Here is a 25,022-nt window from a genome sequence, read left to right as displayed (position 1 = left end):
TGAGAATGAGAAAACTTTTCGTGCTGTTTATGCTGGTGATGCTGTGCGGGAATGCTTGCGCTGAGACACGGGCACGCTTTCTGTTCATCGGGGACATAATGGTTCACGACCAGCAGCTGGACGCGGCAAGGAGCGGCGACACGTACAACTTTGCGCCGTCGTTCAGGCGGATAAAGCCTCTGCTTGAGGACGCGTTCCTCGTCGGAAATCTCGAGACGGTCTTTGCGGGTACAGTCTCGCCTGCGGGCAAGAAGATGAAGTACGCAGGATTTCCGTTCTTCAACACGCCTGATGTGTTCACGGAGATTTTGAGGGAGTGGAAGATAGACCTGCTGACCCTCGCGAACAACCACATCTTCGACAGAGGAGCGGCGGGCGCGCGCAGGACAGTTCAGGTTCTCGACAGCGCGGACTTGTCGTGGGTAGGTCTCGGCCTCGACGACGTGCCCTCCAACGACGCGGTAGTCCTCGAGAACGGCGGGATACGTGCGGCGTTCATCAATCACACTTACGGGAGCAACGAGTGGCCGAAGAGCTCTGACGTTCACCTCAACGTAATATCCTCCTCCGACATCACGGCAAGCATGGCACGCGCAAAAGCCCTCAGCCCCGACGTAATCATTGCGCTGTTCCACTGGGGCAACGAGTACCACTTCACCCCGAACATTCACCAGAAGCGCGCGGCAGATACTGCGTTTGAGGAGGGGGCAACGCTGATTGTCGGGACACACCCGCACGTCCTCCAGCCCGTAGAAGTGAGGGTGAGCAGCAACGACGTTAAGGCTGTGGCGTGGTCTCTGGGTAATTTCGTGTCGTTCCAGAGGACACTACCGCGAGAACGGAGCATGATACTTTCCGCAGAGTTCGTGAAGGACGACGAGGGCAGGACGAGGCTTGCGGCACTGGGATGCGTTCCGCTGTATGTTGTCGCGCCGGGCAGCAAGAGGACGGAGGTAACTTACTCGGGCACGGACGAGGGAGTGATTGCGAGCCTGGACTTTTCCGGACTGAGCAAGAACCAGCTCGCAACGACACGGAGCACCGGCCGCAACGTTCTAGAGTTTCTCGGGGCACAAAAGACAGTGGACGCTTACGGCTTCAACGTCCTGTGGCGGGAAGAGAGCGCGGATGTCCTCCCCATTAGCCGCAGGAAGTCTCCGAAGTAATGTGTGTTATGATTACTTCATCCGCAAAGGAGGAATCACACATTAACAGCTCACATTATTTTGACGAGATAGTCAGCATCCTCGCACGTCTCCGCGCACCCGGCGGCTGTCCTTGGGACAGAAAACAGACCCTCGAGACCCTCCGCACTCCCATCACTGAGGAAGCCTACGAGCTCGCCGACGCAATCACCAAGAACGACATTGCCGCAATCCGCGAAGAAGCCGGAGACCTTCTGCTTCAGGTTGTGTTCGTGGCACAGATAGCCAGCGAGTCAGGAGCATTCGACATGAAGGACGTTGTCCGCACAATCTGCGACAAGCTCATCCGCAGACATCCTCACGTTTTCGGCGACGCTTCTGCGAAAGACAGCGACGAAGTCCTCCGCAACTGGGAGCGAATCAAGGCAGAAGAACGCGCAGAGAAGCATGAGAGCACCTCAATACTCGCAGGAGTCCCCGACGGCCTTCCTCCTCTCCTCAAGGCGAACAGGATTCAGGCGAAGGCAAAACACGTCGGTTTCGACTGGCCAGCTGGAGACCCCGCACCCCTCTTCGCGAAACTCGACGAGGAAGTCTCAGAGCTCAAGGAAGCCGCCCGTGAGAATGACCCCGCACACATGGCGGATGAGTTAGGGGATGTGCTGTTCATGACCGTCAACATCGCACGGAGGCTCGGCGTTGACCCTGATGCCGCACTGAACGGAGTTTGCGAGAAGTTCAGGAGACGCTTCCAGTTCATGGAGGAATGCGCACGCAGCGAGGGCAGAAACATCGCTGACTATACATTACAGGAACTTGACACATTCTGGGACAAAGCTAAGGCAGCTTTGGAGAATTAAAGTATAATACTCTGCAAATCCCAATCACATTACAGGAGGAATATATTTTATGGCAGGAGAAAAGAGAGTACGCATTACCGAAACCGGCCTGCGTGATGCTCATCAGTCATTGATTGCAACGCGCATGAGAACCGACGACATGCTTCCCGTCCTCGAGTACATGGACAATGCAGGTTACTGGGCGTTAGAGATGTGGGGCGGAGCAACGTTCGACTCCGCAATGCGCTTCCTCGATGAAGACCCTTGGGAGAGACTGCGCCTTATCCGTGCGCGCGTAAAGAACGCCAAGCTGCAGATGCTCCTTCGCGGACAGAACCTCGTGGGCTACAGGCATTACGCAGATGATGTTGTGCGTGAGTTCGTCAAACGTGCAGTCGGCAACGGAATAGACATCGTGCGCTGCTTCGACGCACTTAACGACCTCCGCAACGTCGAGGTTGCCGCCGACCAGGTCAAGAAGGAAGGCGCGCACCTTCAGCTGTGCATGAGCTTCACGCTGTCGCCCGTACACACGCTGGATTCTTTCGCTGGAATGGCCAAGAGAATGCAGGAGATGGGCGCGGACTCGATCGCCATCAAGGACATGGCAGGGTTAATCGGCCCTAAAGACTGCACAGACCTCGTCAAGGCCATCAAAGCGAAGGTAGACATCCCTATAGAGCTTCACAGCCACTACACGACGGGACTCGCGAGCATGGCATACTTGGCCGGCATCGAGGCAGGAGCAGAAATCGTTGACACGGCAATTTCACCCTTCGCGCTCGGCACAAGCCAGCCCCCGACTGAATCAATCGTCGCCGCACTTGAGGGCACAGAGTACGACACGGGCATAAAGATTGCTGACCTGCTCCCGATAACAATGCACTTCAAGAAGCTCCGCGAGAAGTACAAGGACCTTCTTCCCGAGATTGCGGGAGTTGATATCAACATTCTGCGCTACCAGATTCCCGGCGGAATGTACTCGAACATGGTCAACCAGCTCCGCGAGATGGGAGCTCTCGACAAGCTCGAGGCAGTGCTTAATGAAGTACCTGTCGTGCGCAAGGCAATGGGCTATCCTCCGCTCGTAACTCCTTCAAGCCAGATGGTCGGAACTCAGGCGACAGTGAACGTTCTGCGCGGACGCTGGAAGAGTTTCCCGAAAGAAATCAAGCAGTACTTCTTGGGGTATTACGGCCAGCCTCCAGCACCGATGGACCCTGAAGTCCAGAAGATGGCAATCGGCAGCGAAGAGCCCATCACGTGCCGCCCGGGCGAGAAGATAGCTCCCGAAATGGAGCAGGCGCGCAAGGACTGCCAGCCTTGGGCAACACAGCCGGAAGACGCTCTGACGTGGATAATGTTCCCGCAGGTCGCAAAAGACTTCCTGCCCAAAAAGTACGCGAAGCTCCACAAGCGCGACACCGGCCTTCAGGCTCAGGCTTCACCGGAGGCATATCCGGCATAAATGGACATTCCGTTATCGGGGGACGGGTTCACTCAGGCGCGCCTTCTCGGCCCTAACGACGAGAACTTCAAGGCCATCGAAGCCCGTTACCCTGTTACGCTGTCGGTCAAGGACGGGGCTGTTCGCGTGAGCGGCCCTGACCCTGAACCCGTGAGGCTTGCGGCACACATTATCCGTGAACTCGCAGAAGTCGCGGAGAAGGGGCACGAGATTCACGAGGCGGACGTTCGCTCTGCAATGGATGCCCTCGCGGAAGGACGTGAACTCAACCTCTCTTCGCTGTACTCGGAGATTATCTGCACGACGGCACGCGGCAAGCCCATTCGCGCGAAGACTCCCGGGCAGAGAGAGTATATCCGCGCGATAAGGGACAACTTCATTCTTTTTGCGACGGGCCCGGCAGGAACAGGCAAGACGTACCTTGCTGTGTGTGAAGCCGTCTCGATGCTCAAAGCCGGAAAGGTGAACAGAGTCGTTCTCGTGCGTCCTGCTGTTGAGGCGGGAGAAAGTCTCGGGTATCTGCCCGGAGATCTGCGCGAGAAGGTAGAGCCGTACGTCAGGCCTCTCTATGATGCATTCTACGACCTTCTGTCGCCGGAAAGATTCCTGCGTTACGCCGACAAAGGAGTCATTGAGATTGTCCCGCTCGCCTACATGAGAGGAAGAACCCTCAACGAGAGCTTCATCATCCTTGATGAGGCACAGAACACTACCCCGAAGCAGATGAAAATGTTTCTTACGCGTCTGGGCTTCGGCTCGAAAGCTGTTGTTACGGGGGATATCACGCAGGTAGACCTTCCGGGACATTCGCAGTCGGGCTTGAGGAGCGTGCGCGAGATTCTTGGCGGCATAAAGGGCATAGGGTTCATTGACCTCAGTGATGCTGACGTTGTGAGGCACGAGATAGTGCAGAAGATCGTGCAGGCCTACGCAAAATACGAGCAATCATCATGAAGTACAAACCGAAGATACTAATCTCCGCAGAACTCAGCTTCTGGCAGCGCATAAATTTCCGTTTCCTCAAAGCATACGCAGCACCTGTAGCCTTCCTGCTCGTCGCGGGAGTGCTTATCGTCCTCGCACAATGGGCAGTCCTCAGCCGCAGGGGAGACAGTTTCGCTGTGGGAGAGCCTTCGCCGGAAACCTACAGGGTCATCACGCACATGCGCTACGACGACCAGGCTTCCGCGAACTCACTGCGCAACATGATAAGCGAAAGTGTCGTGGGCGTAACTGTCCGCGACGTTTCGGCCAAGTCAAGGCTTCAGAGGAGGCTTGAGGCGGTAAGAGACTCCGACGCGCCCGAATCCAAGTCCTATCTCGCGTACATGCCAGCACCTCTCATCAAGGCTATATCCTCACTAGCGGCTGCCGACAAAGCACGGATACTCTCCGCCTCGTACACAATCGGTAGCGCGTACATTGACCGCCTCGAGTCCGAGAAAGTTTACCGCGAGAACACGACGCTGATGACCTCGATACTCTGGGAGGAGATAAGCAAAGCAGGAGTCTCGCAGACTGATGCGAACTTCATCTACCAGATACTTGCGGGCTTGGGCAATCTCAATTTCAGCGTTGACGACGACCTTACGGCACTTGCACGGCGTGCGGCGGCTGATGATGTCCCTGTCCTCGACAGAAGGCTTGAGCCCGGAGACGTTATTGTTGCGCGCGGAGACGTTGTTACGAGCCAGATAGCTTTTCTGCTCAGGATGCAGGGTTACACGGAAGATGTTTTCCCGTTCGTACAGCTCTGGGCGGTAGTGCTCGCAGTGTTTGCCCTGCCGCTGTGGCTCGACATTCTCGGAAGGGGCGCGGGCAACAGCAAACCTACGTGGTGGTGTGTGGTGTTCGTGGTTCTGACGGCGTGGATCTGCGAGACAGTCGCGGCACGTCTGGGCATCACCGGCGCGGGGGTTCTCCCTGCCGTAACAGTCGCTTACTTGGCCGTCCCGGACTATCTCGGGTTCTGCATCTCGTTCGTCGCGTCAGTGTCTGGAGTGTTCGTCATCACGGGACAGTCTGTGTCCGGGTTCGTAATGCTGTCGATGATGGGGGTAACTGCCTCAACGCTAGGCTTCTACCTGTTCCGCAATCTCGAATCAAGAATGCAGGTCTACAGGAGAATCTTAATCATGACTGCTGTTCTGGCAGCTGCGCGGACGGCGATGCACTACCTTCAAGGCATCCCGATGACACGCGACGACTTCCGGCTGTTCATTCCGCTCGGTAGCTTCTGGGCAGATACGGGGCTGTACTTCTTCTTTGAGCTGGTAATCTCGCACATCATGACGTTCGTTCTGCAGTACGTGGAAGAAGCGTTAGGCATCCTCTCGGTTCTGACGCTGAGGGAGATAAGCCACCCTTCAAGCCCGCTGCTGAGAGACCTTCAGCGCACAGCTCCCGGAACATACCAGCACTGCCTCACGATAGCGACGCTGATTGAGGCTGTGGGAATAGAGCTCGGAATGGACACGAACCTTCTGCGTGCCGGAGCGTACTATCACGACATCGGCAAGATCCGCAGGCCTCATTACTTCGTGGAGAATCAGGGCGGAGGCCTCAACAAAAACGACAACATCTCCCCGATGCTGAGTTCCATCACGATACGTGCGCACGTAAAAGACGGCCTCGAGCTCGCGTGGGAGGCCAAGCTCCCAAAACGTATCCGCGACTTCATAGCCGAACATCACGGCACAACCTGCACGTTCTACTTCTACAGGAAGGCTCTTGCTATGGGAGAGCAGGTCAGCAGGGACGACTTCACTTATCCCGGCCCGAAGCCCCAGACACGTGAAACCGCACTGCTCATGATTGTGGATTCCGTTGAAGCGGCAGTCAGGGCAGCAGATGTCGGCCGCGCAGGCGACAAAGACCAGACAGCCGAAGCCGTCGAGAAGATAATCACTCAGGTAGTGCAGAGCAAGCTGAATGAGAACCAGTTTGACGAAGTAGACCTCACACAGAAGGATTTAGCCACCATAAAGCAGACGCTTATCTCTGTCCTGACCTCAATGTACCACACCCGCAAGGTCAAGAAGATAGAGAGCAGGAAATCATAACAACGAAAGAGGTAATCTATTCTTGAAGTTATCATTATGCATTAATACCCCCGAAGATTCATCGGGTACTAATGACAGCGATACCGCACCCGAACACCCAGACACACAGCGAATCATCAATGAGGCAGACAGCATATCAGCGATTCTCGAAGAAGAGTTAGCTGTGTTGTGCCCTGCCTCAGCAAGTTACGACGAAGCGGAGATCTCCCTGTCGTTCGTTTCGCCGGAGGAAATACGCGAGCTCAACAGGGATTATCGCGACACGGACGAGGCTACTGACGTGCTGTCGTTCCCGATGATGGATGACGAGCCCGAAGGCCTGCCGGTTCTCGAGCTGGGAGACATCGTTATCTGCCCGGAAGAAACCGCGCGGCTTCACCCGGAACTTGGCCTGCACGACGCATTGTGCCTGATGATTGCGCACTCGTTCCTGCACCTGCTGGGCTACGACCACGACACAGAGGAGAAGCAGGCTGAAATGTGGGCACTGCAGGACAGGATAGCAGGGAGGCTGGCTGTATGAGCGGGGTAATTATGGGGTTCGTTGTGCTGTTCCTGCTGTCGGCGTTCTTCAGCGGTGCGGAAACCTCAATCACTGCGACAGGCACGGGGAAGCTCCGCACACTTCAGGAGCAGGGAAAGTACAAGTTCTTGAACTCAACGTTTCAGTGGCTGATTGACGACACGCAGGAGGCTTTGACGGTGTGCCTCATCTCCAACAACGTGGTGAACATTTCCGCGAGCGCACTGGCTTCGAGCGTCGCACTCGGACTGTTCGGGCCGGGAGCTCTGGTGTTCGTAGTGCCGGTAATGACGGTGCTGATTGTGATTCTCGGAGAAATTCTGCCCAAGAGCGCGGCTATGGTCTACTCGGAAAACGTGCTCATCTTTGCTGCGCCTATCCTGCGTGTGCTTGCGTTCCTGATTTCGCCGGTTGCGTGGGCAATGAAGAAGTGTGTTACGGCTATAGGCTTCCTGCTTCATATCGATTTGGGGACACAGCAGGTTTTCGTAACGCGCGACGAGATTGAACAGGTCGTGAAGATAGGCGAGGAGTCAGGTGCTCTTGAGGCATCAGAACGCAGGATGATTGACGGGATAATAGACTTCGACGAGACGAGAGTCCACGAGATTATGATTCCGCGCACGGACATGATAGCCCTCGAAGCCAGCGATACTCTAGCTGAGGCCGTAAAGCTGTTCATCGACGAGGGGCATTCGCGCATCCCCGTCTACGAGGAGAGCCCTGATAACATCGTCGGCATCCTCTACGTCAAGGACACGCTGAAGAACTTAATGGAGAGCAATTTATCCTGCGAGGTCAGAACGTTGTTGCGGAAGCCCATTTTTGTGCCGGAGACGATAAAGACCGCTGAAGTCCTCGAGGCGATGAGGCATGAGCACATTCACATAGCGATAATCGTTGACGAGTACGGCGGAGTTGCCGGCATCGTAACGATGGAGGACATTCTGGAGCAGATTGTGGGAGAGATTCAGGACGAGTACGACGAGGAATCGCCCGAAGTCCAGAAGCAGGAGGACGGTTCATACCTTGTACAGGGGAGCATCAGCCTCGAGAATCTCAGCGAGGCTCTGGGGAGTGAGTTCACGAGCGACGACGCAGAGACGCTGGGCGGACTTGTGCTCACGATGTCGGGCGGCTTCCCGGAGGAGGGCGAGACGTTCAACTACGGAGGCTGGCGCATAAAGGTAATGGAGCTCGAGGAACACAGAATCACCTTGCTGAACCTGTCGAAGATTCCCGACGACGAACAGGGCAGTTACAGCGAGGACGAATAACAGTCTAAGGAGGCTTATAGTTATGAACGCAACAACACTGAACATCAGCAAGGTTTCTGACGGAGATTCGCTCACGGTTTCGCTTGAAGGAAGGCTGGACACGACTTCAGCACCCCAGCTTGAAGCGGAAGTGAAGGGCTGGCTTGCAGGAGTGAAGTCGCTGGTGTTCGATATGTCGGCACTGGAATTTGTGTCTTCAGCAGGCCTCCGCGTTTTTCTGCTGGCACAGAAAGCTATGAGCAAGCAGGGCACTATGACTATCAGGAATCTCAGGCCCGACGTTCTCAAAGTGTTTGAGGTAACAGGTTTCAGCCGTATCCTGAAAATCGAGAAATGACAGGCAGGAAGCCCATCGACAAGAAGATTAGAAGCCTTGTCGTAAACGTAGCCTTTGCTGCCCTGTTGGTTACTGCTCTAATCTCGGCTGTGAGCATATTCGGCATCAGGGAGAAGAACAAGGAAGTTCTCATAACCCAGATGGAGACGAACCTCTACAACACCATCAAGGACAAAGCCAGATTCGCGGACTCCGAGCTGGGCAAGTACGTGAATTATGCGAATACGCTTGCGGATTACATTAATGTTCTTTACCGCAATCCGTCAAAGTTCCTGCCTAATGAGGTTCTCCCTCCGAAGGCAGAGAACGCCGGACGCTTCGTGATGCTCAGGACACTCATCAACGAAGAGACGACCTATGAGTCCATCAAAGAGGAGTGCGGCCTTCTGGGGAATGTTGAGCAGTTGTGGGCACCGTTCGTGAAGGAAAACAGCAAGGTGTTGCTGTACCTTGCGACAAAGTCAGGCGTATTGATGACGTACGATGCGCATTCCGACCTGTTAGCCCCGCGCGAAGGACAAACTGAAGTGTATTACGACTTCAGGGGCTCTGCATGGTACTCGCAGTGCGCAAAGATTCAGCGTGCAGGCTTCACTGATGTCTACAACGACCATTGGGGACGCGGACAGATGATAACGCTCTATGCTCCATTCTACGATGGAGAGGGCGAATTTGCCGGCGTTCTGGGAATGGACATACTCATAGATGACATGCACCGCGAGATTGTCTCCATCGACATGGGGCGCGGAGCACATGCCTTCATCGTTGACCGAACAGGAAAAGTCATCAGCAACGGCAATCCCAACGCAGAAGCAGCGATGCTCTCCGACGACCCGGATATAACCCAGCACATCGTCAGGGAGATACTTGCGGGGCGGACGGGAGTTGCCCTCTCGGACAAAGAGATGTATTACGCGTACACTCCCATAAGGTCAACGAACTGGAAGCTGTGCATAAAGATACCCAGAAGCCTCGTGCTTTCTCCGTTGTCGTTCATCTATGAGAACATGGATTGGGCTATGGTTCTTCTCCTGATGTCGTTCGTGATAATTCAGGTAATCGTCAGGATGGCGGGGCACAAGTTCTCAGAAAGACTCGTCGCACCGATACGCAGGCTCGGCCATGACGTGGACGAAATCAGCGGCGGAAACCTCGAGCACGCTGCTGAAATCACGAGCAACGACGAGATAGGCGACCTCGCACGGAACTTCAACACCATGACGGCTTCACTGAGAGAATACATCTCCAACTTGGCCGACGTTACGGCGGAGAAGGAACGCATCGGCGCGGAGCTGAACATAGCGACGCAGATTCAGGCGGACATGCTCCCGAAGATAATTCCGCCGTTCCTGAACCACGAAGCATTTGACATCAGCGCAACAATGTACCCGGCTAAGGAGGTAGGAGGAGACTTCTACGACTTCTTCATGATTGACGAGGATCATCTCGGGCTGGTTATGGCTGATGTTTCGGGGAAGGGAGTACCTGCCGCGCTGTTCATGGTGATTGCGAAAACGCTCATCAAGAACCGCGCAATGATGGGAGGAACTCCGGGCGAGATACTCTTTGACGTGAACAACCAGCTGTGCGAGGGTAACGACTCTTCGCTGTTCGTAACGGTGTGGCTCGGCATTCTGGAACTCTCGACGGGGCACGTTATCGCCTCCAGCGCAGGCCATGAGCCTCCTGCAGTCAGAAGGGCGGGCGGGATTTACGAGCTGTTAGAGACTGAGCCGAATCCTGCACTTGCGGTAATGGACGGTATGGAGTTCACGGACAATGAATTTCAGCTGGAACACCTCGATACGCTATACTTATACACTGACGGCGTAACGGAAGCCACGAACATTAACCGCGAGCTTTACGGCCAAGAGAGGATGCTCGAGGAGCTGAACAGTACGACGGGCGCGCCTGCAAAAGAAGTCCTCGCCATAATGAACAAGTCAGTGATGGACTTCACCGGCGAAGCTCCGCAGTTCGACGACCTCACTATGCTGTGCCTTCAGTTCTTCGGCAAACCCAGCAAACTTACTGTTGAGGCCGATACGGACAAACTCCACGAGGTTATAGCCTTCGTTGATGAGGACCTCGAGAAGTGGGGCTGTCCTGCGTCGGTCATAATGCAGATAGAGTTAGCCGTCGAAGAAATTTTTGTGAACATCGCGAATTACGCCTACCCTAACACAGACGGAGGCACTGCGACAATCAGCATCCGCCATCTGGGCAAGGACGTAGAGATTATCTTCACGGACAGCGGAACGCCGTATAATCCGCTCGAACGCTCTGACCCTGATATTACGCTGAGTGCGGACGAACGGGACATAGGCGGGCTGGGAATCTACATCGTGAAGCAGAGCATGAACTCAGTATCATATGAGTACATCGACGAGAATAACGTACTCAAGATGCGCAAAGACATCCAAGACGCGGAAGAATAAAGGAGTGAATCACTTATGCTTATGGGGCAGCAGAAGATTCTGGCTGAACGGCAGAGACTGCAGGCCGAACGCCAGAGAGAACTTGCCGGGCGCAAGAAGGAGCTTGAAGAGCGCAGGAAGATGCTAGCGGGCTACCAGGACGAGCTGGGAGAACTTGAGCAGGCATACCAGCGCGGGAGCTTCCAGCTTTTCGTGGTCTGCGGGCATGAAGAGTCAGTGAGCACTATACTCATCAAGGAGTTCTGCAACTGGAAACGGAGAATATTCTTCAGGGCTTCCGGGAAGGACACAGAAACCCTTACGAGTTTTGTTGAAACGGTGCTGAAACACTACGAGAAGCCGCGCACCGAACAATTCACTGTGTGGGATAAAGCCTTCAAGTACATAGCGGACAACGAGCAGAGCAAGAGCCGGACAGCCCAGCGTCTTGTGCTCGTACTGCACGAGTTTCCTGACCCCGTAAGGCGTGATGACCAGTTCATGAGGATGTTCAAGAACGCAATAGAGCAATACTTGAGCCAGACAAAAATCTTCCTGATAATCAGCACCAGTGATACGGAGTTCGTGAAGAAGTATTTTCTCGACGAGAATGCGCTGCTTCATGAGAACATGAACGGCTGTATACACATTGAGACTGCTGCACTTGACGACGACGAGGCGGAGAAGCTGGCGGACGAGGCGGCGAGAACCGCGAAGGGTATCAGCGATGCGCGCGCGAAGATACAGAAGATTTCTGCGGACGAGGTTATTCTTCGTGAGGGAGAGACCAACGACGCAATCTACAAGATTATCACGGGCTCTGCGGTGTGCTGGTTCAAGTACGGCACGGATGATGAGTATGTTCTTGGGAGCATGTCGGACGGCGAATGTTTCGGGGAGTACTCCGTTCTGACGGGCGAACCGAGCATTTATACGGTGGTGGCGTTCACTGATATGCTGGTCATGAAGATAACGCGTGATGACCTCGTCAGCTTCGTGGAGATGAACGCGAAGAATGCCATTGACATTATGGGCAACACGGCGAAGATGCTTAACGTTATGGCGATGAACATTGACATGATACGGAGCGAGTACGGCCGTTAAGAGCCCTGCAGACATGGATGCCCCCTGTCTTCTGTGGACGGGGGTTAATGGTTATCATCCGTATGTGTGATATAATTTCACAAATCCTAGAAAGTTGATGAAAGGAGCTTGACGTGTAAGCTATGAGCTTGTATGATTCCTCACAGCACAGCACAGCACAGCACAGCCTGAGACTCGCCTAAATTCTACCGCAAAATCCCGCAAACCGAAAGTAGTTATTACATCACTCGGCAGAGTAAATTACTTCGAGTGGTTTCTGCTGGGGCTCTATCAGCTTCAAGAAGCCGGAGAAATATCGCTTGGATTTGATATGCCTCTGATGAACAGGCTTCTGTTCTCAATTCCTGTAAGAGGCATAAACAAGCTGCGCAAGATATTTATACCTGACAGCTACAACATGGACGGGTACATCCTCTTTGAGGACGGCAGCAGAAAAACTTTCAGCGTTGACAGTGCTGACGCGCCTTACCTGTTTGATGAAGAGAAGCTGAATACGTGCGATGCATACTTCAAGGTCAACTGCCCTTCCATCCTTGATGAAGACTCCTTCGCATTAACCGACAGCATAAGGATTCCGTGGTCAGATCATAAACACGTTGACAATTCCCTGAAGAGACTTACAGACAGAGGCGAAAGATGCTTTATAGCAGATTTAGGGCAGTACATCCGCAAGATATTCCCGCTGATGCAGGGGCCGCGCTCTCTTTCGCGGGGAATGAGCTATGCTCTCCTCAAAGGAGGTTACAGCAATTACCTGCAAGGCCGGAATCTCAGAAAGTCCAAAAAGTTCATGTGCTACTTCGGCAACGCGCAGGGGCCTGCTCCAGAAAAGAATGTAACTCATCCTGATTATGATTGGGAGCGCGACATAATGGGTTATTACGCGGAACAGGTCTCGCACCCTAACGAGAAGCGCGCAAGAATTGCAGAATACCTCTCCGGCATAGGAGCTGAAGCTGACGCAAGAATCATCAGCACTTCGAACGCAGACAGCGGAATTAGGACAAACGCAGAACTCATCGTGCCTCTAAAGGATTTCTGCCGTTACATCTCCAGCTTCCAGTACAACTTCAACGTCTCCGGCTACAGGATGAGCATCCCCAGCAGGTTCATAGAGAGCTTCATGGTCGGCACAGCGATAGTTACCGACAAGCTCGTCGTGAGGTGGTATCTGCCCTTCGACGAGTGCGAGGTCTTCGAGACTGTCAAGATGGGCTACGAACGGATGGAGGATGTAGACTGGGCACAGTTCGAACGCGACGTGATGTCCCTTCCCGAGACTGACCCGGCAAAAATCGTCGACTGCTTCAACAGAAAGTGGGCACCTGAAGTCGTCGCAAGGTACATCATCGACACGGTGAGGCAGGCAGGTGAGACAGCATGAAGGCTCTCATAACCGGCGCGGCCGGCTTCATCGGTTCACAGCTGGCGTACAAACTCTGGAAGACCGGCATCAGTCTGGTGCTTGTCGACAACTTCTCCTACGGCAAACCTGACAATCTGATTTTCCCAGATCACGATTTCACGCCGGAGATCATCAGGATGGATATTCGCGACAAAGAAGGCATAGCGTCGATTTTCCGCGACAACGACATCGATTACGCCTACAACATCGCAGGGATTGCCCCGCTTCCTGACTGCCAGGCAGACCCTGCCGAAGCGATAAGCGTAAATGTCTCCGGCTTCGTGAACATCTGCGAGGCAGCCCGCAAATACGGTGTCAGGACAATCATTCAGGCAAGCACCAATGCCATCTACGAGAACGAAACCAGATTCCCCGTAACAGAAGCAGGCTTCTCTGTGCTCCCTACATTGATTTACCCGAACACAAAATATTGTGCCGAACGTTTTGCGCAGTCCTTCTGCGACACCTATGGGATGAATATAGTGTGCCTGCGCTTCTCGAACGTATACGGCCCGCACATCGACTGCCTGAGAACCCAGCCTCCCTTTGTCGCCTACATGATACGCGAGCTGTACTACAACCGTACGCCGGTGTTTCACAGCGACGGCAACCAGCGCAGGGATTACGTGTATGTTGATGACCTCACGGATTTAGCTTGGGCTGTGCGTGAATGCAGGGGCTTCGACTGCGTAAACGCGTCTTCCGGCGTGAATTACTCCGTTAATGAGATGTTCAGCATCGCCTACAGACTTGTGCGTAAAACTGCGTACGGGGGGGGGGGCATAACTTATGCAGATGACAGGCACTATTGGGAGAAGTACCCCGCTCTCTATGAGGGCAGATACAGGATCAAGGATGAGATACTGCACCACGAAATCAACAAGTATTCGCTCTGCGACAACACTCATGCCCGCGAAAAATACGGCTGGAGTCCTCGCGTATCGATGGAGGAGGGGCTGGCAGCAGTGATTGAGTACACATGCAGTCTTTTGTCGGGGATGGAGCAAAGATGAGCAGACTTCACCTGATTATGCCTATGGCCGGAGCAGGCTCGCGCTTCAGCGAATCCGGCTTCACCGTCCCTAAGCCGTTAATCCCCCTTCACGGAAAGCCCTTCTTCTGGTGGGCCGCAATGTCCGTCATGGATTATGCGGCTGATGTCAGGTTCGTGGTGCTTAAGGAACACGCGGAGAAGTTCGCCATCATTGACGAGATACGCAAATATTTCCCCGATGCAGGAATCACCGTCATTCCCGAAGTCCTGCCCGGCCCGGTCTTCACCTGCCTCGAAGGCGCAAAGGACATTGATGATGACATGCCCGTACTCTTCAACGACTGCGACCACATGTTCACCTGCCCTGAGCTTGCACAAGCAGGTGAGTATGACGGAGCTCTGCTGACGTTCACGTCCTCAGACCCGAGATTCAGCTACGTCATGTACGATGCGGAAGGCAGGGTAACCGGCACAGTCGAGAAGCAGGCAGTAAGCACCAGCGCGATCTGCGGAGCATACATATTCAGGAGTGCAGGGCTGTTCCGGGACTTGGCCGCAGAGTACGTGAACAGCTGCCCGTACAACGAATGCTTCATGAGCGGCCTCTACAACATCATGTGCCGCAGGGGGCTGAACGTCGGAGTCTTCAAAGCAGAACACCATATAGACTTCGGGACTCCTGAGGGCTACAGGCTCGCTCTGGACTCCGAACTTTTCACGGAGGCTTAGGGTAAATGCACTTCAGGGAGCTTGAGGGACATTCCGGGTGCAGGATAATTCTTGCGGAAGACAACGGCCGGGTGTTCGTCAGGAAAGTTTCGCGGAGCACGGGCTACAACGCACGGCTTGAGGCTCAGGCTCGGAAGCAGTCTGCTTTCAGAAGCGAATATCTTTCTGCACCGGCGGTGTACTCTGCGGGATTCACGTCCGAAGGGCTGTACTATTTCGACATGGAATACATCAGCGGCATCACTCTGGCAGAATACATGAAGACTATACAGGCCTGCAGCATCCGCAGCATAGTCAGAGCCCTTATGCTCAGCATGAACACCGGCACGGCAGAAACCAGCGGCGACCCCCAGCAGGTATTCTCGCGCAAGATACGTTCTCTCGAAGAAGAACTTGCAGGCTCAGGAAGCCCGGCAGTCTCAGAAGCATTTGCTGTATTGTCGGGGCACAAGTGGAACAAGTTCACGCCCGGCTTCTGTCATGGAGATTTGACCCTCGAGAACATCATCGTAAAGGACGGCAGGCTGTACCTCATCGACTTTCTGGACTCGTTCTACGACTGCTGGATAATGGATGCCGCGACGCTCCTTCAGGACGTTTACGCAATGTGGTCATACCGCAGGCAGGTTCAGGACATCAACACGGTGATACACCTGATGATTTTCCGGGACATAATGACGGACATCATCGCGGAGACCGCAGGAGATGACGTTGTCGTCGAGGTGTATTACGCGCTGCTCCTGAAGCTCCTGAGGATATACCCCTACACTGACGACAAGCCTACGCTGGATTTTCTGGACGCAAAGACTGCCACAGTTACGGGCATGATAGCACGCACTCATGAAGACGCTGATAATTCCCTGTGCAGGCGGTGAACGCATTGACGGCCTGCCTCTGATCCTGAACAGGCATCCTGAGGACGGAACGATTCTTGCCGCAAAGTTGCTGTCAGGGATATTCCCGGAAAGCTACGGCCGGATAATCTACGCTGTTACTGCGGACATGGAGGAGAAATTCTCTGTTTCCAGCGCAATAGCACAGAGCGTACCCAGCGCAGAAGTTGTTGTGCTTTCGGAGAAGACTTCAGGGGCGGCGGATACAGTGTGCAGGACGATACGTTATGCCGGAATCTCAGGCGGGATCGCCGTCAAAGACTCCCACAGCAGAATAGCCCTGAGCTCTCCTATCGAGGGCAACGCAATAGCCGGGCTCGACCTCATGCAGACGGATATTCCCGTCGCCAACCTCAGGAGCAAGAGCTTCATTGTCCTCAATGAGCAGGACAACGTGTGCGACATCGCCGAGAAACGCCTTCGTTCTGACGTAATCTCTGCGGGAATGTACAGCTTCAGGGACGCAGAAGATTTTGTGAGTGCATTCGTCAGGCTGTCAGACCCGGATTATCCCGCAGGAAGGCTCTACGTCAGCCACATAATCTCCTACCTTGTCGGGCGCAGGGATTTCGTGTTCAGCTGCAGCAAAGCAGAGGCCTTCGAGGAATGGGCAGACCAGACAGCGTGGCAGAAATTACGGCGGGGACATCTCCCTGCTTCCGTCAGGCTCATCATTGCAGACCTTGACGGTACTCTCTTCGACACAGCAGGAGTCAACTGCGCGGCATACAGCGAGGCTCTTGAACGCGGGCTGGACTATGAGTATTTCCGTGCGCACTGCAACGGCAGGCACTACACGGATTTTCTCCCGGAAATCGTACCCGGCATCAGCAGCGAGGCCATGAAGATGATTCACAGCAGAAAGAAAGCTCTGTACAGGAAATATCTCACGCTGGCCAAGCCAAACACCGGGCTTCTGGCTCTTCTGGGAATGTGCAGAGGAGAGTGCAGTCTCGCGCTGGTTACGACAGCTTCACGCGAGAACACGCAGGACATTCTGCGGGCTTTCGGGCTGGAGAACTTCTTTGACCTTGTGCTGGCTCATGAGGATATTGCGCACTCAAAGCCTGACCCTGAAGGCTACCTCAAGGCCATGCAGTATTTTGGTGCTTCGCCGGAAGAGTGCATAATCTTCGAGGACTCGGAGACGGGGCTTGAGGCCGCAAGAAGAAGCGGAGCGCAGTATTTCACTGTAAATATGACGGAAGAAGTTGACGCAATGAGAGAAAAAATGTATAATTTCACATCACATCACATCACATCACATCCATAACTCATGACAATTTGCAGGAGTGTGCGGCATGACTGCTTGTACGCTCCTTGTTCCTTCTGCAAAGATTGTTCCCGAACCGCTTCAGACTCTCGGCAAAATCCCTGCGGTAATTTACCCCGTCAGCCAGCGCATAGTGTTCGACTACCTTTACGAGAAATACGCAGGCATCTGCGGAAGCATCAAGGTGATGTGCTGCGAGAACGCCGGAGAGGTCATCAAGGCTCTTGCGCCGTACGGAGACAGGGTAACCGTAGAGACTCTGCCGGAGCTCAGGGATCTGGGCTGGACGGTGTACAAGTCTCTTGAAGGCGTGAACGGCACTGCGATAATCAACTTTGCGGATACCATTCTGGCGGACGAAGTAAGCGGCGGCGGAGAGGACTGCTTCTGGTACAGCGAAGACTACCTGTCCGAAGCGTGGACGTTCTTCACGATGTCGGAAGGGGAGAACGGACTCTTCACGAGCATAACCGACAAGAAGCCCGGAACTTCCGCCGCAAAAGGCAGGCTGTTCGTGGGAGTCTTCCGCATAACGAGGCCTGACGTTCTGAGGACGTGCCTTGAACGCGCATTCGTCGAGCCCGATGCGTCAGTCAGCACGTTCTATCAGGCACTGAGGGACTACAACGCTTCCTGCCCGATGAGAGCGGTGAAGGCTTCCAGCTGGTTCGACATAGGCCACGCCGACAAGTACTTCAGCTCGCGTCTAGAGGTGAGTGCGCGTGAGTTCAACCATATAGCTATGGACAGGACGAGAGGCATCCTCACCAAGACCAGCGAGAACAGGGAGAAATTCATTCAGGAGATAAAGTGGTATCTCAAGCTGCCGTCCGATCTGGAATACACGCACCCGCGAATCTTCAGCTTCTCGACGCACTACACAAGGCCTTATGCCTCGATGGAGTATTACGCGTACCACACTGTTCATGAACTGTTCCTGTACGGAGAGATGGGCTTCAGGCAGTGGAAGGACATATTCAGCCGGATACGCTCGGTGATTGACGACTTCAAGCGTTACACGGCAAGAGGAGACGACATACGCTCATCGCTCGAGGATATGTACTTGGCCAAGACTCTGCAGAGGATTGACGCACTGCGCAAGAACGAGAACTTCTCCGCCTTCTTCACGAAGAATATCACGGTGAACGGACAAAGATACCTTCCGCTTGACGGGATATGCGATGCCCTGAGGAAGTGCGTCCCTGAGGTTCTTTACGGAATCGATGAGTTCACGATAATTCACGGGGACTTGTGCTTCACCAACATAATGATTGACCCTAACCTGCAGTTCATCAAGCTGATAGACCCGAGAGGCAGCTTCGGGAGCTACGACATATACGGCGACCCGGATTATGACCTCGCAAAAATACTTCACAGCATAGACGGGAAATACGACTTCATCATCAAGGACATGTTCAGCGCAGAATACGACCTCGCGAATGCTTCTGTGAATTACGAGGTTCACGGAAGGGCAAGAGATTTCGACATGCTGGAGCTGTTCAAGGAAGTCTTCTCGCCGGACATGAAGAGAGTAAAGCTGATAGAGGCTCTGCTGTTCCTGAGCATGATACCGCTTCACGGTGAGAGCCTAAGGCATCAGGCGGCGATGCTCGGAACAGGCATAGAGCTTCTGGCCTGCACAACAGACATAAGGAGTGATTAATCTTGTACAGCGAATACACTTTTGTGTTCGACATTGACGGGACATTATGCCCGATAAAGACTAAGGATGAACGTTACGAAGACTTAGTACCGTATCCCGACATGCTGGAGAAACTGAGGTACTACAAGGCCAACGGAGCACGGATTATCCTTCTGACCTCGAGGAACATGAACACCTACAAGGGAGACATGGGGTTAATCAACAAGCACACGGCCAAGATACTGCTGGAGTGGCTGGACAAGTGGCAGATACCCTATGACGGGATAATATACGGCAAAGTCTGGCCGGGACACAAAGGGTTCTACGTTGACGACAGGACTATACGGCCTGACGAGTTCCTGAAGCATTCGCCCGAAGAACTCGAGGCTATATGCGCGCAGTCCAGACAGCACTAAAAATCCCCCTCCGCCGTCTCTGGCAAAGGGGGAAATAATTTTCTCTGCTTACTGCTCGTCGGTGAAATGCGCCTCCACCGTGCCGTCATCTTCGCGCGGTCCATGGTGAGGAGCTGACTTGCCGTCCTCCGGCTGCTCTCCCGGCCCGGCCTGCTGGTACAACCTCGTCCCGAACTCCTGCATTGTGCGCTGAAGGTCTTCCTTGCCGCTCTTCATTCCAGCAACATCGCCGGTCTCTATAGCCTTCTTGAGCGCGTCAAGTTTCGCGTTCACGCGTCCCTTCTCCTCAGCTGTCATCTTGTCGCCCAAGTCAGCCATGAGCTTCTCTGCTCCGAACACCGCCGCATCTGCCTCGTTGCGCGCCTCTGCATCACTGCGCTTCTTCTCGTCCTCGTCAGCGTGTGCTTCCGCGTCCCGCCTCATGCGCTCAATATCGTCCTTGCTCAGGTTAGATGACTGTATCGTTATCTTCTGCTCCTTGCCCGTGCCCTTGTCCTTCGCCGAGACGTTCAGGATGCCGTTCGTGTCGATGTTGAACGTTACCTCAATCTGAGGGATGCCGCGCGGTGCGGGTGCAATTCCGTCGAGCGTGAAGCGTCCGAGCTCTACGTTGTCCTGTGCCATCTTGCGCTCGCCCTGATACACTGCGATTTCCACCTGAGGCTGATTGTCCGCCGCAGTCGTGAAGACCTGGCTCTGCTGGGCGGGAATTGCAGTGTTGCGCTCTATCATCGTCGTCATTACTCCGCCGAGCGTCTCGATGCCCAGCGTCAACGGCGTAACGTCAACGAGCACTATATCTTTGTGGTCGCCCTTCAGGATTGCTCCCTGAATTGCCGCACCAGCCGCTACGCACTCGTCGGGGTTGATGCCCTTCGTGGGTTCTTTGCCCAGCAGTGCAACTATCTTCTTCTGCACCATCGGCATACGCGTTGAACCGCCCACAAGAAGAATCTTGTCCACTTCGCTGGCTTTCAGGCCTGAATCCTCAAGTGCTCTCTGTGTCGGCCTTATTGTGCGATCTAAGAGGTCTGCCGTCATCTCCTCGAACTTTGCGCGCGTGAGCCTCATCTCGAGGTGCTTCGGGCCGGTCTGGTTAGCCGTGATGAAGGGAAGGGAGATTGTGGTCTCTGTCATGTTGGAGAGCTCTATCTTGGCCTTCTCTGCCGCCTCACGAAGCCTCTGCATTGCCATGCTGTCATTCTTCAGGTCAATGCCCTCTGCCTTCTTGAACTCAGCAACTATCCACTCAACGATTCTGTTGTCCCAGTCGTCTCCGCCAAGCCTGTTATCGCCCGCTGTGGCCAAGACCTCGAAGACTCCTTCTCCGACATCCAGAATCGACACGTCGAACGTTCCGCCGCCCAAGTCGAACACCAGAATCTTGTGCTCCTCCGTCTTGTTTTCGCCGTACGCAAGGCACGCCGCCGTAGGCTCGTTGATGATTCTCAACACTTCAAGCCCAGCGATTGTTCCCGCGTCCTTCGTGGCCTGACGCTGTGCATCAGTGAAGTATGCCGGCACTGTGATTACTGCCTGAGTTACGGGCTCGCCGAGATAATCTTCTGCATCTCTCTTGAGCTTCTGCAGAATCATTGCGCTGATTTCCTGCGGTGTGTACTTCTTGCCGTCGATGTTCACGCGGTAATCAGTTCCCATCTCGCGCTTGATTGACATTATCGTGCGGTCGGCGTTGACGATCGCCTGACGCTTCGCGAGCTGTCCGACGAGCCTTTCGCCGTCCTTCGTGAAAGCCACAACTGACGGGGTAGTACGTGCTCCCTCGTTGTTGGCAATTATCGTCGTCTGGTCGCCCTCCTGCACTGCTATGCATGAATTTGTCGTCCCTAAATCTATTCCTACTACCTTAGCCATTGTTATTATGCCTCCTTGATTTTCCCTACTGTTACCTGTGCGGGCCTCAATACCCGTTCTTTCGTCCTGTAGCCCTTCAGCCTCTCGGTTATCACTTTGCCGTCAAGCTCCGGGCTGTCTACCTGTTCTGTTCCTGCCGCGTCATGAAGCAACGGGTCAAACTTCTCGCCTTCCGTCTTGATGATGCTCACTCCGAGACCGTCAAGCACCCCCACAAACTGCCTCTGTACCATCTCAACGCCCTTAAGGATACTTGCTGCATCCTCAGAACCGGCGGCCTCAAGTGCCCTGTCGAGATTGTCCAGCACTGGCAGCATCGCGAGGATCACTTCTTCTGTCGCACGCTTTCGTGTCTCGAGGCGTTCTTTGGTGGTGCGCTGGCGGAAGTTGTAGAAGTCCGCTGTCGTCGCTTTTAGCTGTCGCGTGAGGCTCTCTATCTGTTCGTCCTTAGGGTCGGGAGCTGCTGCTTCCTCCTGTCTGGCTTCGTCGTCATTCATGCCGTTCACCTTCCTGAATCCTCCTCTAATGCTTCTGCTACGCTCTCAAGTACATGTATTGACCGTTCATAGTCCATCCTCATCGGCCCTATAAGCCCGAGCACTGCCTTCTGCTGTCTTGGCCGGGCGGGTATGAGAATCATTGCGTTGTCCTCCATGCCCTTCATGCCTTCGGCTTCGTTCTCTGCCCCGAGCGTAACCTCGATTTCTCTGTTGTGGCGGCATTTCTCGATCATTCGTGCCAACGGCTTCTCCTGCTCGAGGAGATTAAGCACCGCCTGAAGCCTCGAGAGCTCCTGAAACTGCGGAACTTCGAGCAGATGCCTCGCGCCGGAGCTGAAGAACTTGTAGTTCTGCTCGGTCAGGAACTTGTCCAGAGCGTTTATCGCATCCCTACAGGAGTCCCGTGCTTCGTTCAGGCCGTCGGCAACGTACTTGTAGAGGCCGTCGCGGACTTCGTTCCAGGAGTGCCCGCAGGCGAACATGCTGATTCTGCTTGAGAGTTCCTCGAGGCTCGAAGGCTCAACGTCGTACGGCAGGGTGAACTGCGAGTGATGCACAAGCCCTCCCTCAAGGATAATCAGCGTGAGAACGTTGCGTCCTCCGACAGGCACAAGGTCTATGTGTTGTATTTTTGTCCCGTCGAGAGCAGGCACAGCCGCAACCGCCACACAGTTGGTGAGCCTTGCCATGAGGTGAGTAACTTGGCTGAGCAGATCCTCAATGCCGCTGCGGCTTCCGAGAATTTCGCGGCGTATCGCGTCCTCTCCGTGAGAGCGATTCCGTGCACGTGCTGTTACCGAGTTGACATAGATCCTGTACGCTAATGCTGTCGGAAGCCTGCCGGACGAACTGTGAGGCTGGGAAAAGTAACCCATCTCCTCGAGGTCTGCCATCTCGTTGCGGATCGTCGCGGCACTCAGTCCACGAATGTACTTGCGGACAATCGTTTGGCTTCCGGCGGGCTCTCCCGTCTTGATGTACTCGTAGACAACAGAAAGAACTATGCTCAGCTGACGTTCTGTCAGACCGTCTCTCATTGTTATCACCTCCTGAATGATTTTGTCTTAGCACTATATCTCGTTGAGTGCCATTAATTTTTTAGAACGGCGATAAGATTAGCAGAGGGTCTCCGAATTGTCAATGAGAGCGAATGCTATAATGTGCGAAAAATTCCTGAAGAGGTAAATAGTTCATGAGCGTACCTGTAACAGTTCTCACGGTCTCGTTCAACGCAGAGGCAACAATTGCGCGGACGATAGAGAGCGTGATTAACCAGACATACCGGGACATAGAATACATAGTGATTGACGGGGCATCGAGAGATGACACAGCTTCTGTTACGCGGTCGTACGTCGAGAGGTTCAACGCGATGGAAGGCCGGAGCATGACGGTGATTTCCGAGCCGGACAAGGGCATGTATGACGCACTCAACAAGGGAGCACGCCTCGCACACGGAGAGATCGTCGGGCAGATAAACGCTGACGACTGGTATGAGCCTGACGCTGTGCAGACGATGGCGGAACTCTACGAGCGCGAAGGCTACGACCTAGCGTGGGGAAGCCTGAACGTCATCACGAAGTCCGGCAGCATCATCAAGCACGCAAAGAAGGGCATGTTCTGGACGACCTCGCACTGGTGCCACCCCGCGGCGTTCTCGCGGAGAGAAATTCTGCTGGAGTACCCGTACCCGCTGATAAACTCTCACGATGACTTCGACTTCGCAACTCACCTGTACGTTGACGGCAAAAAATTAATTCCCCTCGACAAAGTGATAAGCAACTTCACTTTCGGGGGAATGAGTACGCAGAAGAGTTTTCGTGAGGCCAAGAAGAGGCTTGATGAGATTTACGGCATTCACAGGAAGTACGGGATGAGCAGGCTTTATTATCCTTACAGGCTGATGTTTGAGACGGTGAAGTACTTCCTGACATGATACAAAAATTCCTCCGAAAGCCGGAGGATTGTTGTTATTCTGCGTCCGAGTCAGTGTCCGCAATCTCGAGCATTCCTTCTTCATCGTCAGGAATCTCGTCGACTTCGGGGAGTTCGGGAGCGTCTTCCTGCATCGGTTCGGCCTCCGGCATGTAGCCCAGACCTTCGCCGACCTTCTGCATTATGCCTTTCACGATCTCTTCCTGTAAGTCCTTGTGTTCGGCCAAGAACTGCGCGACAGATTCCCTGCCCTGCCCGAGAGTCTCGCCCTTGTACGCGAGCCATGAACCTTTCTTCACGATGATGCCGTAGTCTATCGCCATGTCCACGACCACGACATCACGCGGAATGCCTTTGCCGTAAATCAGGCTGGTGTGTCCTACACGGAAAGGCGGAGCGAGCTTGTTCTTCACGACTTTCAGGTAGAGTTCGTGGCCTATGGTTACGTCGCCCTTGTCGATCTTCTTGCCGCGCCTGACCTCAAGCCTTATCGACGAGTAGAACTTCAGCGCACGGCCTCCTGTCGTGGTCTCCGTAGGCCCTTGCCCGTAGCCGGTGGAGATTAAGGCTCTGAGCTGGTTGATGAATATCACGATGCAGTTGGTCTTGGAGATTATTGACGCGAGCCTGCGCAGTGAGTAGGACATCAAGCGCGCCTGAAGCCCCATCTGGCTTTCGCCTATGCGTCCATCTATCTCGGACTGCGGAGTCAGAGCAGCAACAGAGTCCAGCACAACAATGTCAACCGCTCCCGTCCTGACCATCTGGTCAAGAATGTACAGAGCCTGTTCGCCGCTGTCGGGCTGGGACAGGTAGAGGTTGGGAACGTCAACCCCGAGCGTCGCCGCGAGACGCGGGTCAAGAGCGTGTTCCGTGTCGATGAATGCCGCGATGCCTCCTGCCTTCTGTGCCTCAGCGATTGCGCACAAGGCTATTGTGGTCTTGCCGCTGCCTTCAGGGCCGTAGATCTCGACGATCCTGCCTTTCGGGTAACCGCCTATGCCCAAAGCAACGTCAAGGGGAAGAACTCCGCTCGACAGAACGTCAACGTTCTTTCTGGCGGTGTCGCCGAGCTTCATTATTGCGCCGTCGCCGAACTTGCTCCTGATGTCGCTTAAGGCTTCTTCGAGGATTTCTTCGCGGGACTGCGGAGCTTTCTTTGCCGCTTTAGCCAGAGTAATCACCTTCCTG

22 protein-coding genes are annotated in these 25,022 nt (G+C 54.3%); 18 read left to right on the top strand and 4 right to left on the bottom strand.

From position 1 onward, the window contains the following. Positions 1-5 precede the first annotated feature (5 nt). The 17 genes from IJT02_01640 (at position 6) to IJT02_01560 (ending at position 19,524) form a co-directional block, all read left to right on the top strand. Positions 6-1,166: a CapA family protein gene (locus IJT02_01640; protein MBQ7543627.1), complete on the top strand. Its 1,161-nt coding sequence runs from the start codon at positions 6-8 to the stop codon at positions 1,164-1,166. A gap of 8 nt (positions 1,167-1,174) precedes the next feature. After that, complete coding sequence (mazG, locus tag IJT02_01635) at positions 1,175-2,005, top strand: nucleoside triphosphate pyrophosphohydrolase (protein ID MBQ7543626.1); 831 nt, start codon at positions 1,175-1,177, stop codon at positions 2,003-2,005. A 49-nt stretch (positions 2,006-2,054) separates the two neighbouring features. Beyond that, a complete protein-coding gene (locus tag IJT02_01630) occupies positions 2,055-3,452 on the top strand; it encodes a pyruvate carboxylase subunit B (protein ID MBQ7543625.1) in 1,398 nt (465 codons plus the stop codon). Continuing rightward, positions 3,453-4,406, top strand: a complete 954-nt coding sequence (locus IJT02_01625; protein ID MBQ7543624.1) for a PhoH family protein — start codon at positions 3,453-3,455, stop codon at positions 4,404-4,406. Beyond that, a complete protein-coding gene (locus IJT02_01620; protein MBQ7543623.1) occupies positions 4,403-6,514 on the top strand; it encodes an HDIG domain-containing protein in 2,112 nt (703 codons plus the stop codon). The genes IJT02_01625 and IJT02_01620 overlap by 4 nt, the downstream gene beginning before the upstream one ends. 22 nt (positions 6,515-6,536) lie before the next feature. Then, entirely contained in the window at positions 6,537-7,037 is a 501-nt protein-coding gene (ybeY, locus tag IJT02_01615) for an rRNA maturation RNase YbeY (protein ID MBQ7543622.1), read from the top strand. Further along, positions 7,034-8,314, top strand: coding sequence for an HlyC/CorC family transporter (locus IJT02_01610; GenBank protein MBQ7543621.1), 1,281 nt, complete (start codon positions 7,034-7,036; stop codon positions 8,312-8,314). Before ybeY ends, IJT02_01610 begins: the two co-directional genes overlap by 4 nt. Positions 8,315-8,336: 22 nt before the next feature. Continuing rightward, positions 8,337-8,651 carry an STAS domain-containing protein gene (locus IJT02_01605; GenBank protein MBQ7543620.1) on the top strand — a complete coding sequence of 105 codons (315 nt, stop codon included), beginning with the start codon at positions 8,337-8,339 and terminating at the stop codon, positions 8,649-8,651. Beyond that, on the top strand, positions 8,648-11,089 hold the full coding sequence (locus IJT02_01600) for a SpoIIE family protein phosphatase (GenBank protein MBQ7543619.1): 2,442 nt from the start codon (positions 8,648-8,650) through the stop codon (positions 11,087-11,089). Before IJT02_01605 ends, IJT02_01600 begins: the two co-directional genes overlap by 4 nt. Before the next feature lie 15 nt (positions 11,090-11,104). Next, positions 11,105-12,172: a cyclic nucleotide-binding domain-containing protein gene (locus IJT02_01595; GenBank protein MBQ7543618.1), complete on the top strand. Its 1,068-nt coding sequence runs from the start codon at positions 11,105-11,107 to the stop codon at positions 12,170-12,172. Positions 12,173-12,491: 319 nt separating this feature from the next. Then, positions 12,492-13,556, top strand: coding sequence for a hypothetical protein (locus IJT02_01590; GenBank protein ID MBQ7543617.1), 1,065 nt, complete (start codon positions 12,492-12,494; stop codon positions 13,554-13,556). Then, entirely contained in the window at positions 13,553-14,590 is a 1,038-nt protein-coding gene (locus IJT02_01585) for an NAD-dependent epimerase/dehydratase family protein (GenBank protein MBQ7543616.1), read from the top strand. The genes IJT02_01590 and IJT02_01585 overlap by 4 nt, the downstream gene beginning before the upstream one ends. Continuing rightward, entirely contained in the window at positions 14,587-15,300 is a 714-nt protein-coding gene (locus tag IJT02_01580) for an NTP transferase domain-containing protein (GenBank protein ID MBQ7543615.1), read from the top strand. Before IJT02_01585 ends, IJT02_01580 begins: the two co-directional genes overlap by 4 nt. Before the next feature lie 5 nt (positions 15,301-15,305). Continuing rightward, a complete protein-coding gene (locus tag IJT02_01575; GenBank protein MBQ7543614.1) occupies positions 15,306-16,175 on the top strand; it encodes a phosphotransferase in 870 nt (289 codons plus the stop codon). Beyond that, positions 16,141-17,466 carry an HAD-IA family hydrolase gene (locus IJT02_01570; GenBank protein ID MBQ7543613.1) on the top strand — a complete coding sequence of 442 codons (1,326 nt, stop codon included), beginning with the start codon at positions 16,141-16,143 and terminating at the stop codon, positions 17,464-17,466. The genes IJT02_01575 and IJT02_01570 overlap by 35 nt, the downstream gene beginning before the upstream one ends. Before the next feature lie 28 nt (positions 17,467-17,494). After that, positions 17,495-19,129: a hypothetical protein gene (locus IJT02_01565; protein MBQ7543612.1), complete on the top strand. Its 1,635-nt coding sequence runs from the start codon at positions 17,495-17,497 to the stop codon at positions 19,127-19,129. 2 nt (positions 19,130-19,131) lie between these two features. After that, complete coding sequence (locus tag IJT02_01560; protein ID MBQ7543611.1) at positions 19,132-19,524, top strand: capsular biosynthesis protein; 393 nt, start codon at positions 19,132-19,134, stop codon at positions 19,522-19,524. A gap of 48 nt (positions 19,525-19,572) precedes the next feature. Here the strand turns inward: IJT02_01560 and dnaK are convergent, their stop codons facing one another. The 3 genes from dnaK to hrcA are packed head-to-tail and all read right to left on the bottom strand — an operon-like array spanning position 19,573 to position 22,936. Continuing rightward, positions 19,573-21,399: a molecular chaperone DnaK gene (dnaK, locus tag IJT02_01555; GenBank protein ID MBQ7543610.1), complete on the bottom strand. Its 1,827-nt coding sequence runs from the start codon at positions 21,397-21,399 to the stop codon at positions 19,573-19,575. 5 nt (positions 21,400-21,404) lie between these two features. Beyond that, positions 21,405-21,905, bottom strand: a complete 501-nt coding sequence (locus tag IJT02_01550; protein ID MBQ7543609.1) for a nucleotide exchange factor GrpE — start codon at positions 21,903-21,905, stop codon at positions 21,405-21,407. Further along, complete coding sequence (gene hrcA / locus IJT02_01545; GenBank protein MBQ7543608.1) at positions 21,902-22,936, bottom strand: heat-inducible transcription repressor HrcA; 1,035 nt, start codon at positions 22,934-22,936, stop codon at positions 21,902-21,904. Before hrcA ends, IJT02_01550 begins: the two co-directional genes overlap by 4 nt. Positions 22,937-23,091: 155 nt before the next feature. On the opposite strand from hrcA, the gene IJT02_01540 reads away from it, so the two are divergent. After that, positions 23,092-23,832 carry a glycosyltransferase gene (locus tag IJT02_01540; GenBank protein MBQ7543607.1) on the top strand — a complete coding sequence of 247 codons (741 nt, stop codon included), beginning with the start codon at positions 23,092-23,094 and terminating at the stop codon, positions 23,830-23,832. Between the two features lie 34 nt (positions 23,833-23,866). Here the strand turns inward: IJT02_01540 and recA are convergent, their stop codons facing one another. Continuing rightward, the gene (recA, locus tag IJT02_01535) at positions 23,867-25,006 is read right to left on the bottom strand and encodes a recombinase RecA (protein ID MBQ7543606.1); all 1,140 of its coding nucleotides are present in this window, start codon (positions 25,004-25,006) and stop codon (positions 23,867-23,869) included. Positions 25,007-25,022: the final 16 nt, after the last annotated feature.

The organism is Synergistaceae bacterium, assembly GCA_017450125.1.
Lineage (GTDB): Bacteria > Synergistota > Synergistia > Synergistales > Aminobacteriaceae > JAFUXM01.
Note: the sequence above shows the minus strand (reverse complement) of the source record. Positions and strands in the feature narration are given on the sequence as shown.